We start from the raw sequence: 14224 nt of genomic DNA, 5'->3' as shown, positions 1-14224 counted from the left end.
GGTGGGCCAGATATGAAAAATCCCACAGGCCTGCAGAACATGCCTGTGGGATTGTTTTACGGCTGGGCCTTACTTGATGCGTTGACCCGGCTTGGCGCCGCTGTCCGGGCTCAGCAGGTAGATTTCTTCACCGCCAGGGCCGGCCGCCATCACCATGCCTTCGGAAATGCCGAACTTCATTTTCCGCGGCTTGAGGTTGGCGATCATCATGGTCAGGCGACCGTCGAGTTTCGACGGGTCCGGGTAAGCGCTCTTGATTCCGGAGAATACGTTGCGCTGCTCGTCACCGATGTCCAGGGTCAGGCGCAACAGCTTGTCGGCACCTTCCACGTGTTCGGCCTTGACGATCAGCGCGACGCGCAGGTCGACGGCGGCAAAGGTATCGAAATCGATTTCCGGCGACAGCGGATCCTTGGCCAGTTCGCCGTTGCCCGCAGGCGCGGCAGCACCGGTGTCGGTCTGGCTGGCGGTCAGGTCTTCTTTCGAGGCGTCGGTCATGGCTTGCACTTTTACCGGGTCGATGCGGGTCATCAACGGTTTGAATTCGTTCAGCTGATGGTTGGCCAGCAGCGTGGTGTGGTCGTTCCAGGCCAGCGGAGCGACGTTGAGGAACGCCTCGGCGTCGGCAGCCAGCAATGGCAGCACCGGTTTGAGGAAGATCACCAACTGGCGGAACAGGTTGATGCCTGTGGCGCAGATCGCCTGGACTTCATCCTGCTTGCCTTCCTGCTTGTTCAACGACCAGGGGGCCTTGTCGGCGATCCAGGCGTTGGCGCGGTCGGCCAGGGCCATGGTTTCACGCATGGCGCGGGCGAAGTCGCGCGCTTCATAGGCGTCAGCAATGCTCGGCGCCGCGGCGAGGAACGCTTCGGTCAGCTCCGGCGCGGCATTGTTGTCGACCAGCAGGCCGCCATTGCCTTTGTGGATGAAACCGGCGCAACGGCTGGCGATGTTGACCACTTTGCCGACCAGGTCGGAGTTGACCTTCTGCACGAAGTCTTCGAGGTTCAGGTCGAGGTCATCGACGCCACGACCCAGTTTGGCCGCGTAGTAGTAACGCAGGTATTCCGGCGACAGGTGATCCAGGTAGGTACGGGCCTTGATGAAAGTGCCGCGGGACTTGGACATCTTCTGGCCGTTGACGGTCAGGTAGCCGTGCACGTTGATCCCGGTCGGCTTGCGGAAACCGGCGCCTTCAAGCATGGCGGGCCAGAACAGCGCGTGGAAGTTGACGATGTCCTTGCCGATGAAATGGTACAGCTCGGCGGTGGAGTCCTTGCCCCAGAACGCGTCGAAGTCCAGCTCCGGCGTGCGGTTGCACAGGTTCTTGAAGCTGGCCATGTAACCGATCGGCGCATCCAGCCACACATAGAAATACTTGCCCGGCTCGTCCGGGATCTCGAAGCCGAAGTACGGCGCATCGCGGGAGATGTCCCACTGTTGCAGGCCGGCGTCCAGCCACTCGGCGATCTTGTTGGCGACGGCGTCCTGCAGGGTGCCGCTGCGGGTCCAGGTCTGCAGCATCTGCTGGAAATCTGGCAGTTTGAAGAAGAAGTGCTGGGAATCCTTGAGCACCGGGGTGGCGCCGGAGATCGCCGACTTCGGATCCTTCAGATCGGTCGGGGCGTAGGTCGCACCGCATTTTTCGCAGTTGTCGCCGTACTGGTCTTCAGTGCCGCATTTCGGGCAGGTGCCCTTGATGAAGCGGTCGGCCAGGAACATTTTCTTTTCCGGGTCGAAATACTGAGTGATCGAACGCTGGGCAATGTGCCCGGCATCACGCAGTTTCAGGTAGATCTGGCTCGACAGCTCACGGTTTTCTTCGGCGTGAGTGGAGTGGAAATTGTCGAAATCGACCAGGAACTCGGCAAAGTCGGCGCTGTGTTCAGCCTGCACGTTGGCGATCAGTTGTTCCGGGGTGATGCCTTCCTTTTCCGCGCGCAGCATGATCGCCGAACCGTGGGCGTCGTCGGCGCAGACATAAATGCATTGATTGCCGCGATGCTTCTGGAAGCGCACCCACATATCGGTCTGGATGTATTCCAGCATATGGCCAAGGTGAATCGAACCGTTGGCGTAGGGCAGGGCGCTGGTGACGAGGATCTTGCGTGGTTCGGACATGTGGGGCTTCGCTACTTGATGAAACGGAGGTCGGCCACTATAAAGCGCTGGCGCATATTTTTCACCCTGTGCACCTGTTTCCGGATGCGGCCACTGCAATAACCGGATGGACTGACTGCAATACATTGTGGCGAGGGAGCTTGCTCCCGCTGGGTGGCGAAGCCGCCCCATCCGGCAATGGCAGATAGACCAGATCAATCGGATCGCGACTGCTGCGCAGTCGAGCGGGAGCAAGCTCCCTCGCCACAAAGTCGAGTCGACGCATAAATCGCCTGACCACAAATCAATCTGCGGGGTACGATACCCGCCATCTTTTCCCAGTCTTGTTAACGGAGTTGCCCATGAGTGCCGTCACTCGCGCAGCGGTGGAAGCCGTCCTCAGCCAATACACCGACCCCTACCTGAACCAGGACCCGGTCAGCGCCGGTTGCGTGAAGCACGTCGAGATCGATGGCGACCGCGTGAAGGTTCAGATGGAAATCGGCTACGCCGCCGGTCTGTTCAAGAGCGGCTGGGCGCAATTGCTGCAACTGGCCATCGAAAACCTCGATGGCGTGGTGTCGGCCAAGGTCGAGGTCAACAGCGTGATCGCCGCGCACAAGGCCCAGGCACAGATCCCGGGTCTGGCCAACGTCAAGAATGTGGTCGCCGTGGCCTCGGGCAAGGGCGGTGTGGGCAAGTCGACCACCGCGGCCAACCTCGCGCTGGCGCTGGCCCGTGAAGGCGCCAAGGTCGGCATTCTCGACGCCGACATCTATGGCCCGAGCCAGGGCATCATGTTCGGCATCCCCGAGCGCACCCGCCCCGAGGTCAAGGATCAGAAGTGGTTCGTGCCGCTCAAGGCCCACGGTGTCGAAGTCATGTCGATGGCGTTCCTCACCGACGACAACACACCGATGGTCTGGCGCGGGCCGATGGTCTCCGGTGCGCTGCTGCAACTGGTGACGCAAACCGCGTGGGGCGATCTGGATTATCTGGTGATCGACATGCCGCCAGGCACCGGCGACATCCAGCTGACCCTGGCGCAGAAAGTCCCGGTGGCCGGTGCGGTGATCGTCACCACGCCGCAGGATCTGGCGCTGCTGGACGCGCGCAAAGGCGTGGAAATGTTCCGCAAGGTCAACATTCCGGTGCTGGGCGTGGTGGAAAACATGGCGGTGCACATCTGCTCGAACTGCGGTCATGCCGAGCATCTGTTCGGTGAGGGCGGTGGCGAGAAGCTGGCGACCCAATATGGCGTCGAACTGCTGGCCTCGCTGCCGCTGTCGATGCTGATCCGCGAGCAGGCCGATGGCGGCAAGCCAACGGTGATCGCCGAGCCGGACAGCCAGATCGCCATGGTCTATCAGGAACTGGCCCGCCACGTCGGTGCGCGTATTGTGTTGCAGGAAGCGGCGACGCCGGCGATGCCGAATATCAGCATCAGTGACGATTGATCAATCGGTAACGCTGAAAACCTGTAGGAGTGAGCCTGCTCGCGATAGCGGATTAACATTCAACGCAAATGTTGAATGAATGACCGCAATCGCGAGCAGGCTCACTCCTACAGTTGGTTTTGAGGTGGCGCTTAGATCCGCAACCCGCCATCCATCTCCAGAATCCGCCCGGTGTAGTAGTCGTTCTCGAAGATATACGCCGCCGAATGGGCGATCTCTTCCGGCTTGCCCATGCGCTTGAGCGGAATACCCGAGGTCATCTTCTCCAGCGCTTCCGGCTTCATGCCCAGGGTCATCTCGGTTTCGATGAAGCCCGGTGCAATGCCCGCCACGCGAATGCCGTAACGCGCGAGTTCCTTGGCCCAGGTCACGGTGGCGGCGGCCACGCCAGCCTTGGCGGCGGAATAGTTGGTCTGGCCGACGTTACCGGCGCGGGAGATCGACGAGATGTTGATGATCGCGCCGCTGTTTTTCAGCTCGACCATTTTCGCCGCCACTTCACGGGTGCACAGGAACACGCCGGTCAGGTTGACGTCGATGACCGCCTGCCACTGGGCCAGGCTCATCTTGGTCATTTCGCCATCCTTGACCTTGAGCAGCAGGCCGTCACGCAGGATCCCGGCGTTGTTGATAAGGCCATGAATCGCGCCGAAGTCTTCGGCGACCTGGGCAACCATGTGCTCGACCTGTTCTTCGTTGGCCACGTTGCACAGATAGCTGCGCGCCTCGACGCCTTTGGCCTTGCAGGCGGCGACCGCGTCATCGAGTTTTTCCTGATTGAGGTCGACCAGCGCCAGTTTCGCGCCTTTGCCGGCGAAATACTCGGCCATGGAACGGCCCAAACCCTGGCAACCGCCGGTGATAATGATTACTTTGTCGTTGAGTTGCATTCGCATGCCCCGATAGCCGGTCTGAGTGGTTTTTGTTATTGGCGACGCTCGATCCGTACCGGTGATGGCCGGATTGCACATGAGCATTGCCCGATGGCGTGACCGGGACTTATCCCCAGGCGCCTGTCCGTTTTTTCGACGGATTCTATTTAAGGAGTCATAAATTGAGCGTTGAAGCGGCCAAGAATGCCCGAGAATTGCTTCTCAAGGAATACCGTGGGGTATTGTCCACCCACTCCAAATCGATGCCCGGTTTCCCGTTCGGCTCAGTGGTGCCGTACTGCCTGGATGAGCAGGGCCGCCCGCTGATCCTGATCAGCCGCATCGCCCAGCACACCCACAACCTGCAGAAAGATCCCAAGTGCTCGCTGCTGGTGGGCGAGCGCGAGGCCGACGACGTGCAGGCCGTTGGTCGCCTGACGTACCTGGCCGAGGCACAAAAACTCGAAGACCCGGCTGCCATCGAAGCCGCCGCCGAGCGCTACTACCGGTACTTCCCCGACTCGCAGAACTACCACAAGGCCCACGACTTTGATTTCTGGGTGCTCAACCCGGTGCGTCATCGCTACATCGGCGGTTTCGGCGCGATTCACTGGATCGATCAGCTGACCCTGGCCAACCCGTTTGCCGGCAAGGCGGAAATCAGCATGGTCGAGCACATGAACAGCGATCACGCCAAAGCCATCGCACACTATGTGGAGCTCAGCGGCCTGCCGAAAACCGTACCGGCACAACTGGCCGGGATCGACAGCGAAGGCATGCACCTGCGCATCGGCCAGGCGCTGTACTGGCTGCCATTTCCAGCGCCTTGTCATACGCCGATACAAGTGCGCGAAGCCTTGGTTTCTCTGGCTCACGCCGAGGTCTGGCCAAAAAATGCGGTGGCCGACGCTTGAATTCACGAAAGGGCGACGTCATCTAAGGCTTACTGCAAGGCATTTCTTGCGTTGAGGAATCTTTGATGCGCCCTTTTTTGTTGCTCTTTCTGCTGTTTCCGGTGCTGGAGCTGTTCGTATTCGTCAAAGTGGCAGGGGCTATCGGGTTTTTCCCGGCCCTGCTGCTGATCATTCTCGGCTCGATGTTCGGTGTGTTCGTACTGCGCGTCGCCGGTCTGGCAACTGCGCTGCGTGCCCGTGAAAGCCTGAATCGTGGTGAGTTGCCCGCACAGACCATGCTCGAAGGCCTGATGCTGGCACTGGCCGGCGGTCTGTTGATCCTGCCGGGCTTCGTCAGCGACGTGGTCGGTCTGGTGATGCTGTTGCCGTTCACCCGTCGTCTGCTGGCCAATAAAATGCGCCAGCGCGCCGAAGAACAGGCGATCCGTCAGCGTGCCTTCGCCGACGACCTGCAACCGCGTGGAGGTCCTGCACCGCGCCAGCCTCTGGGCCGCGAGGGTGATGTGATCGAAGGCGAGTTCGAACATCGCGACAGCAAATAACCGCTGCATCGACACGGCACCTTCGGGTGCCGTTTGTTTATGCGCGGCATTCAAGGGGCAAATCGATGAAAAATTTTCTGCCCCCGCCCTTGTAATAAGCTTATGCGCCCTTATGTATCGGTCACCGAAAGGTTTCCGGCGTTGAGCCGGACAGACTTCCGCGGTTCGCTCGACGAACCGCAACCGGCGCAGGCCGGATTTGTTAAACCCGCCGGGACTACACCGGCCGATGAAAACCACAATTAGGAGAGATCGACAATGAAGCTTCGTCCTCTGCATGACCGCGTCGTCATCCGTCGCAGCGAAGAAGAAAAGAAAACCGCTGGCGGTATCGTCCTGCCAGGTTCGGCTGCTGAAAAAGCCAACCACGGTGTGATTCTCGCTGTAGGCCCGGGCAAGGCTCTGGAAAACGGTGAAGTGCGTGCACTGTCCGTGAAGGAAGGCGACAAGGTTGTGTTCGGTCCTTACTCCGGCAGCAACACTGTGAAAGTCGACGGCGAAGACCTGCTGGTAATGAGCGAGAACGAAATCCTCGCTGTTATCGAAGGCTGATACCCCCCCGTTCATTTTCCCGTTACTACAAAGTATTTAAGGAATATCGATCATGGCTGCTAAAGAAGTTAAGTTCGGCGATGCCGCTCGCTCCAAGATGCTCAAAGGCGTCAACGTTCTGGCTGACGCGGTAAAAGCGACCCTGGGCCCGAAAGGCCGTAACGTGATCCTCGAGAAGAGCTTCGGCGCTCCGACCATCACCAAGGACGGCGTTTCCGTCGCCAAAGAAATCGAACTCGAAGATCGCTTCGAAAACATGGGCGCGCAGCTGGTCAAAGACGTTGCCTCCCGTGCCAACGATGACGCTGGTGACGGTACTACCACTGCGACCGTTCTGGCTCAGTCGATCGTCAACGAAGGCCTGAAAGCCGTCGCTGCCGGCATGAACCCGATGGACCTGAAGCGCGGTATCGACAAGGCGACCATCGCCATCGTCAAAGAGCTGAAAGCCCTGTCCAAGCCATGCGCTGACACCAAGGCTATCGCTCAGGTTGGCACCATCTCTGCCAACTCCGACAACTCCATCGGCGACATCATTGCCGAAGCCATGGAAAAAGTCGGTAAAGAAGGCGTGATCACCGTTGAAGAAGGCTCGGGCCTGGAAAACGAACTGTCGGTTGTAGAAGGCATGCAGTTCGACCGTGGCTACCTGTCCCCGTACTTCGTCAACAAGCCGGACACCATGGTTGCCGAGCTCGACGGCCCGCTGATCCTGCTGGTCGACAAAAAGATCTCGAACATCCGCGAAATGTTGCCAGTGCTGGAAGCCGTTGCCAAAGCCGGCCGTCCACTGCTGATCGTTGCCGAAGACGTTGAAGGCGAAGCCCTGGCGACTCTGGTCGTGAACAACATGCGTGGCATCGTCAAGGTTGCAGCCGTCAAGGCTCCAGGCTTCGGCGACCGTCGCAAGGCCATGCTGCAGGACATCGCCGTTCTGACCGGCGGTACCGTGATCTCCGAAGAGATCGGCCTGAGCCTGGAAAGCACCACCCTGGAGCACCTGGGTAACGCCAAGCGCGTGACCCTGTCCAAGGAAAACACCATCATCGTTGACGGTGCTGGCGTACAAGGCGACATCGAAGCCCGTATCGCTCAGATCCGTGCCCAGGTTGCCGAAACTTCCTCGGACTACGACCGCGAAAAACTGCAAGAGCGTCTGGCCAAGCTGTCCGGCGGCGTTGCAGTGATCAAGGTTGGCGCGGGTTCCGAAGTTGAAATGAAAGAGAAGAAGGCCCGCGTTGAAGACGCCCTGCACGCTACCCGTGCAGCCGTTGAAGAAGGCGTGGTTCCTGGCGGTGGTGTTGCGCTGATCCGTGCTCTGGAAGCCCTGACCGAACTGACCGGCGACAACGCTGACCAGAACGTCGGTATCGCTGTGCTGCGTCGCGCTGTTGAAGCGCCGCTGCGTCAGATCGCTGCCAACTCCGGCGACGAGCCAAGCGTAGTCGTCAACGAAGTGAAGAACGGCAAAGGTAACTTCGGTTACAACGCTGCTTCGGGCGAATACGGCGACATGATCGAAATGGGCATCCTGGACCCAACCAAGGTCACCCGTTCGGCTCTGCAAGCCGCAGCCTCGATCGGCGGTCTGATCCTGACCACCGAAGCGGCTGTTGCCGATGCACCGAAGAAAGAAGGCTCGGCTGGCGGCGGTATGCCAGACATGGGCGGCATGGGTGGCATGGGCGGCATGATGTAAGCCAGCCTTACCCCTGTAACGAAAAACCCCGCCTGCAATGCGCAGGCGGGGTTTTTTATTGCCTTCGATTTCATGTTGACCCTGAACCGAGGTGAGGCCATCGCTGGCAAGCCAGCTCCCACAGGTTTAGCGCAATCCTTGTGGGAGCTGGCTTGCCAGCGATGGCGTCATGTCAGTCAACAAAGAGGCTGACTGACGCAACAACGTCCATCTTCAGTTAACGATCACTGACCTGCGGAGTGTTTTCCTTCGCCGGCTTCCAGCTCAGCAACTGCTGTTTGAAGCCATAACTGGCCGCCTGGTAATACGCAATGGCCCGGCTGACCAGCGGATCGTCGCTGCTGACTCGCGACTCGCGGCTCTCGGTCAACGCATCGTCATGCCGGCGCAAGCCCTGGCGCGGGCTGAGGATCGCCAGATCCTTGCCATCGAACAGGCCCAGATGCTGATAGTTGCCGACTACCACGCGCGGTGGCAGCGGGTTGTCCTGCAGCAGGTTGCGACCGAAGAACGTCGAGGTGTAATCCAGATTGAGCAAGCCCAGTAACGTCGGGGCCAGATCGATCTGGCTGGCCAGTTGCGCGCTCTCGCGAGCTTCGATCATTTTCGGCGCGTAGATGAACAGCGGGATCTGGTAGTTGGCGATCGGCAAATCTTCCTTGCCGGCGCTGCCCGCGGTGTGATCGGCGACGAAGATGAAGATCGTGTTGTCGAACCACGGTTTCTGCCGCGCCTGCTCAAGGAACTGACCAATCGCGTAGTCGGTGTACTTCACCGCGCCATCACGACCGTTGCCGGACTTGATGTCGATCCGGTTGTCCGGGTAGGTGTAAGGACGATGGTTGGACGTGGTCATCAATTGCAGCAGGAACGGTTGCTGCTTGGCGTAGTCGGCATCCGCCAGTTTCAGGGTCTGGCGATACAGGTCTTCGTCGGCCATGCCCCAGGCGTTCTTGAAATGGATCTCGGATTCATCGACGCTGCTCTGATCGACGACGCGATAGCCGTTGCCGCTGAAGAACGCGTTCATGTTGTCGAAGTAGCCGCGTCCGCCGTAGACGAACACGCTGTCGTAACCCACCGCGCTCAGTTGCTGGCCAAGGCTGGCGAAACCGCTTTCACGGCCGATGCGCTTGACGATCGAGCGACCCGGCGTCGGCGGGATGGCCAGGGTGATCGCTTCCAGCCCGCGGTCGGTGCGGGTGCCGGTGGCGTAGAAGTTATTGAAGTACAAGCTCTGCTTGCGCAACGCGTCGAGGTTGGGCGTCAGGTTGCGACCGTCGCCATTGCTGCCCAGGTACTTGGCACTCAGGCTTTCGATGGTCACCAGCACAATGTTCGGCTTGCGCGAGGTGCCCGGGTTGTCGATCACCCGGCGGATGTCCTGTGGGTCCTTGCCGATGAAGCGCGCGTCGCTTTCGCTCAGTTCGGCGCGGATCTGGCTGGCGACTTTTTCAGCGGGCAGGCTCTTGTAGAACTGGGTGTAGTCCAGTTCATTGTTACGGAATGCGGCGAAGAACTGATACGGGCCGTTACTGGCCAGTTCGTTCTGGTAGGCATTGCCGCCCTGGGCACGCGGGGCGTCCTGACTGAGCAGTTGCAGGCTCAGACCCGCGACGATCAACAGGCCCAAGGCACTGAGCAGACGCCCGCGCAGCGCTGGCAGCGGGGCATTCATGGCGGCATTGAACGGCTTGCCCAAAGCAAAACTGATCACCACGGCCAGTACCGCGAGGAGGCTTAGCAGCTTGCCGATCGGGTACGACTCGAGGACGTTGTTCAGCACTTCGTCGGAATACACCAGGTAATCGACGGCGATGAAGTTGAAGCGCACGCCGAACTCGTCCCAGAACAGCCATTCAGCCACCGCCACGAACAGCATGGCGAACAGACTGACGGTCAACAGGGCGCGCAGGAACCCGCGATGTCCACGACGCCGCCACAGGCCCGGCGGGCAGAGCAGCAGGTACAAGCCCAGCGGCAATGCCGCATAGGCCAGGAACCCCAGGTCGTAGAGCGCGCCGATGCCGAACACCGAAAGGGCAAAGCCGCCGGCCTCATCCAGGTGAGTCAGCAGCAGTACCGCTCGGGTCAGAAGAAAGATGACCAGCCAGGCGCCAGTGATCAGCAGCAGAAAGCGCATAGGCGCTGTCTTGAAAGAGTCCATTGTTTCGTTTTCCTTATATCAATGGCGCGCGAGTGTCGCGGCGCCACTGTAGTCAGGTTGTGAATCGATAGTGAAAACTTTGTTAAATATTTAATTTGCCTGGGCAAATGGATTCGCGCGCTTGCCGGCCCTAGCCGTGAACCGGCGTTGGCCTTAAGCTGCGCGGGCCATGACGGCCGTTACTGTGTACGGAGGAGATGCCAATGCGAATTCTATTGGTCGAAGACAACCGCGATATCCTGGCCAACCTGGCCGATTACCTGGGGCTCAAAGGCTATACCGTCGATTGCGCCCAGGACGGCTTGTCGGGCCTGCATCTGGCCGCCACCGAGCATTACGACCTGATCGTGCTCGACATCATGCTGCCGGGGATCGACGGCTACACCCTGTGCAAGCGCCTGCGTGAAGATGCCCGACGCGATACGCCGGTGATCATGCTCACCGCCCGCGATCAACTGGACGACCGCCTGCAGGGCTTCAAGTCCGGGGCCGACGATTATCTGGTCAAACCGTTTGCGCTGTCGGAACTGGCGGCGCGCATCGAAGCGGTGATGCGTCGCACCCAGGGCGGCGGTCGCCGTGCGTTGCAGGTCGGCGATCTGACCTACGACCTCGACACGCTGGAAGTGACCCGCGAAGGCAAGCTGCTCAAGCTCAACCCGGTCGGCCTCAAGCTGCTGGCAGTCTTGATGCAGAAGAGTCCGCACGTCCTGCGTCGGGAAATTCTCGAAGAAGCGCTGTGGGGCGATGACTGCCCGGACAGCGACAGCCTGCGCAGCCACGTCCACCAATTGCGTCAGGTGATCGACAAGCCTTTCGCCAAGCCGTTGCTGCAAACCGTGCACGGAGTGGGTTACCGCCTGGCCGAGGGGCGTGATGGAGTTTAAGCAAAGCCTTTCCCAGCGGATCATCATCGCCTTTGCGCTGATGAGTGCGCTGGTGGCCGGGGCCTTCGCCATGGGCATTGTGGCGACGGTGCACCTGGTGGAGGAGAAACTGATTTCGGCGGGGCTGGGCGGCGATCTGCAACGTCTGCTGCTGATGGACAACGTCTCGGACTGGAGCCATCGCCCGGAGCCGGATCAGTTGTTCTATTTCAGCGGCGGGCCGGGTGATTTCGAGCTGCCCAAGGATCTGCGTCACCTCGATGCCGGTTTCCACGAAGTGTTCCGCGAGCAGCTGTCGTATCACGCAATGGTCGAGATCGTCGACGGTCGTCGCTATGTCCTGCTGCAGGATCAAAGCGATTTCGAAGAGCGCGAGCGCGTGCTGTTCGCCGTGGTGCTGGTGGGCTTTGTGCTCAGTCTGGCGCTGGCGGTATTCCTCGGCTGGGTGCTGGCGCGCAAAGTCATGGCGCCGGTGGTGCGCCTGGCACGGCAAGTGCGGCATCGTGATCAGTTGCTGGGGCTGGCGCCGCCACTGGCACCGGACTATGCGGCTGATGAAGTCGGCGAACTGGCGGTGGCGTTCGATGCCACGCTGGGGCGCTTGCGTCAGGCGCTGACCCGCGAGCGGCTGTTCACCAGCGACGTCAGCCACGAACTGCGCACACCGTTGATGGTGCTGGCCAGTTCCTGCGAACTGCTGCTGGAGAACCCGGGACTGGACCAACGCGGGCGTGCCCAGGTGGAGCGCATCGCCCGCGCCAGCGAAGAAATGCGCGAACTGGTGCAGACCTTCCTGATGCTCGCCCGCGCCCAGCGTGAGGATGCCGGTTCGGCGCCGCAGCAGAACATCAGTCAGGTGGCCGATGGCTTGTTGAGTATCTGGCGTGAGCCGATCGAATCGAAAGGGCTGCGGCTGATGTTCGAGCCGGGCAATCCGCCGGACACTCGCTTCAACGCAACTCTGCTCAGCGCGGTCATGGGCAATTTGCTGCGCAACGCCTGCCACTACACCGAGCAGGGCTTCATTCGCCTGACGCTCAACGACAATGGATTTGTCGTAGAGGACTCGGGTGTCGGCATTCCCGAGGAAAAACGTGAGGCCATGTTCCAGCCCTTCGTGCGCGGTAATGAGAAGCGCGGCGAAGGCCTCGGCCTGGGCTTGTCGCTGGTGCAGCGGATCTGCGAGAACCAGGGCTGGGAGGTGACACTGAGCACGATGCAGCCCAATGGCTGCCGCTTTGAGGTGACGCTGGGCCGTACTGACGGTCGCTAATGGCCCTGCGCTATTGCTTTCTCACTGTAAAACCCTGTAATAGTTTGCCTGTTTACGTTACGTATTTTTCACAAAGGGACGACCTGACGCTGACATGCCACTACCTATGGTAGGGGCATCAGTTATTCAGGAGTCCTGAAATGAGCAGTCCGATCAAGCTCGATTTTTCCGAAAAGTATGATGACCAGCATGCGCAAAAATATTTGCGCAAGCACCAGGACGGTCTCGGTCGTCGGTTGTCACATTGGCGGGACGAGCAACTGGCCCGCAAGGCGCTGACACTGGCGGGTGAGCCGGGGTTGGTGCTGGATTTGCCCTGCGGTGCAGGACGCTTCTGGCCGTTGCTGGCGGAAAAACCCAATCGAGTGATCATTGGCGCGGACAATTCCGAGTCTATGATCAAGACCGCGATGCAGGCGCAACCGGCTGATGTGGTGAAACGGGTACAACCTTTGCACACGTCAGCGTTCGATATTGCCTTGCCGGATAACGCTGTCGACAGCATTTTCTGCATGCGTTTGCTGCATCACATCGGTGAAGCCGAACATCGGCGGACGATTTTGCGCGAATTCGAGCGTGTCACCCGTGACAGCGTGATCATTTCGTTGTGGGTGGACGGTAATTTCAAGGCCTGGAAACGCAAGCGCGCCGAACAGCGGCGTGGGCAGGAAGGTTACCAAAACCGGTTTGTGTTACCGGCTGTGACAGTAGAAAAAGAGTTCGAAGAAGCAGGTTTTCGCATTCAGGAACAACTGGATTTTATTCCGCTGTATGCCATGTGGCGGGTTTACGTATTACGCAAGAGGTAACAGGATGGCGGTGCAAATAGCAGCAGAATCGGAAGTCGCTCCCCAGGATCGCTTCGACTACTACTGGAACCAGCGCGGTGAGTGGGTGGAAGAACCCAATGTGCGCCGTGGCGGGGAAAGTGGTGTGCAACGAGTCGTGGGCCGTGACGGCCAGTTACTGTATGCCAAGCGCCAGACCGGACATATCTATCGCAGTTGGCTGCATCCTTTCGGCCGCCCTACAGTCTTGCGTGAGCTGGATGCCCTGACCGGTGTCAGCCGCCTCGGTGTACGCGTCCCGCAAATCGTCTTCTGCGGTGCGCAGCCCGATCCGCAACACAAGTGGCGTGCGCTGCTGGTGACCAAGTCGCTGGACGGTTTCGACGAACTGGAGAAGTGGGAAGCCGCCGGTGGCCGTGCCCAATATGGCGAAGCCGTTTACGAGCGCGTCCTCAAAGACCTTGCCGAAAATCTCGCGCGCATGCACAAGGGCCGTTGGCAGCACAGCTGCATCTACATCAAACACGTTTTTGTACGGGTGACCGGCGAAGGTGATGCGGCTCAGGTCGAAGTGGCATTGATCGATCTGGAGAAATGCCGTCAGCGTCTGACCGCTTATCGCGCGGCCTCCCATGACATGAAGCAATTGCGTCGCCATTCGTCGTTCAGCGACACGGACTGGAAAAAACTCGTCTACTTTTATGAGACGGCGTTTGGCAGCGCTATCAAAGGTTTATAGCGATGAAACTCGAAATTGCACGAGGTTTGTTTCTGGTTGGAGCCTTGGCAGTTGCTTCATTGGCGGTGGCGGCCTGGGAGCAGCCCCGCATGCAGGTGATCGGTGCTACCACAGGCGATGCTCACTGCGCAGTACCACGGGTGGCGAAAGCCTCCGTGGCGACTAAACCTGACCATGATTTGTTGCTGTTCATGTTCGGACTTTCTCAAGGGATGAGGCCACAGAGTTGAACCG

At 59.8% G+C, this 14224-nt stretch carries 13 protein-coding genes; 10 read left to right on the top strand and 3 right to left on the bottom strand.

Going from position 1 to position 14224, the window contains the following annotated elements; all coding sequences use genetic code 11:
- Positions 1 to 69: 69 nt before the first annotated feature.
- Positions 70 to 2121 (bottom strand): methionine--tRNA ligase, encoded by a 2052-nt coding sequence (metG, locus tag ABV589_RS08740; protein ID WP_367085581.1) that lies wholly within the window; start codon positions 2119 to 2121, stop codon positions 70 to 72.
- A gap of 341 nt (positions 2122 to 2462) precedes the next feature.
- On the opposite strand from metG, the gene apbC reads away from it, so the two are divergent.
- Positions 2463 to 3557, top strand: coding sequence for an iron-sulfur cluster carrier protein ApbC (gene apbC, locus ABV589_RS08735; protein WP_367085580.1), 1095 nt, complete (start codon positions 2463 to 2465; stop codon positions 3555 to 3557).
- A 131-nt stretch (positions 3558 to 3688) separates the two neighbouring features.
- Here apbC and ABV589_RS08730 read toward each other — a convergent pair whose 3' ends face one another.
- Positions 3689 to 4447, bottom strand: coding sequence for an SDR family oxidoreductase (locus tag ABV589_RS08730; RefSeq protein ID WP_016773416.1), 759 nt, complete (start codon positions 4445 to 4447; stop codon positions 3689 to 3691).
- Positions 4448 to 4611: 164 nt separating this feature from the next.
- On the opposite strand from ABV589_RS08730, the gene ABV589_RS08725 reads away from it, so the two are divergent.
- From ABV589_RS08725 to groL, 4 genes are all read left to right on the top strand, one after another.
- A complete protein-coding gene (locus tag ABV589_RS08725; protein ID WP_367085579.1) occupies positions 4612 to 5343 on the top strand; it encodes a HugZ family protein in 732 nt (243 codons plus the stop codon).
- Positions 5344 to 5408: 65 nt separating this feature from the next.
- On the top strand, positions 5409 to 5885 hold the full coding sequence (locus ABV589_RS08720; protein WP_108588858.1) for an FxsA family protein: 477 nt from the start codon (positions 5409 to 5411) through the stop codon (positions 5883 to 5885).
- A gap of 258 nt (positions 5886 to 6143) precedes the next feature.
- The gene (locus tag ABV589_RS08715) at positions 6144 to 6437 is read left to right on the top strand and encodes a co-chaperone GroES (protein ID WP_007916610.1); all 294 of its coding nucleotides are present in this window, start codon (positions 6144 to 6146) and stop codon (positions 6435 to 6437) included.
- 52 nt (positions 6438 to 6489) lie between these two features.
- Positions 6490 to 8136, top strand: a complete 1647-nt coding sequence (gene groL / locus ABV589_RS08710; protein WP_007964008.1) for a chaperonin GroEL — start codon at positions 6490 to 6492, stop codon at positions 8134 to 8136.
- Positions 8137 to 8353: 217 nt separating this feature from the next.
- Here groL and ABV589_RS08705 read toward each other — a convergent pair whose 3' ends face one another.
- Positions 8354 to 10303, bottom strand: coding sequence for an LTA synthase family protein (locus ABV589_RS08705; protein ID WP_367085578.1), 1950 nt, complete (start codon positions 10301 to 10303; stop codon positions 8354 to 8356).
- A 203-nt stretch (positions 10304 to 10506) separates the two neighbouring features.
- Here ABV589_RS08705 and colR point away from each other — a divergent pair, with 203 nt between their 5' ends.
- From colR to ABV589_RS08680, 5 genes are all read left to right on the top strand, one after another.
- Positions 10507 to 11190 carry a two-component system response regulator ColR gene (gene colR, locus ABV589_RS08700; protein WP_007964011.1) on the top strand — a complete coding sequence of 228 codons (684 nt, stop codon included), beginning with the start codon at positions 10507 to 10509 and terminating at the stop codon, positions 11188 to 11190.
- Positions 11180 to 12463 (top strand): HAMP domain-containing sensor histidine kinase, encoded by a 1284-nt coding sequence (locus ABV589_RS08695; RefSeq protein WP_367085577.1) that lies wholly within the window; start codon positions 11180 to 11182, stop codon positions 12461 to 12463. The genes colR and ABV589_RS08695 overlap by 11 nt, the downstream gene beginning before the upstream one ends.
- A 140-nt stretch (positions 12464 to 12603) precedes the next feature.
- The gene (locus ABV589_RS08690) at positions 12604 to 13272 is read left to right on the top strand and encodes a class I SAM-dependent methyltransferase (protein ID WP_007964014.1); all 669 of its coding nucleotides are present in this window, start codon (positions 12604 to 12606) and stop codon (positions 13270 to 13272) included.
- Positions 13273 to 13276: 4 nt separating this feature from the next.
- On the top strand, positions 13277 to 13990 hold the full coding sequence (locus ABV589_RS08685) for a lipopolysaccharide kinase InaA family protein (protein ID WP_367085576.1): 714 nt from the start codon (positions 13277 to 13279) through the stop codon (positions 13988 to 13990).
- A 2-nt stretch (positions 13991 to 13992) separates the two neighbouring features.
- On the top strand, positions 13993 to 14220 hold the full coding sequence (locus ABV589_RS08680; protein WP_025111684.1) for a hypothetical protein: 228 nt from the start codon (positions 13993 to 13995) through the stop codon (positions 14218 to 14220).
- The last annotated feature ends 4 nt before the right edge of the window (positions 14221 to 14224 follow it).

Origin of the sequence: Pseudomonas sp. HOU2 (assembly GCF_040729435.1) — a bacterium.
Taxonomy (GTDB): Bacteria; Pseudomonadota; Gammaproteobacteria; order Pseudomonadales; family Pseudomonadaceae; genus Aquipseudomonas.
This window is presented reverse-complemented; position numbering and strand designations above follow the sequence as displayed.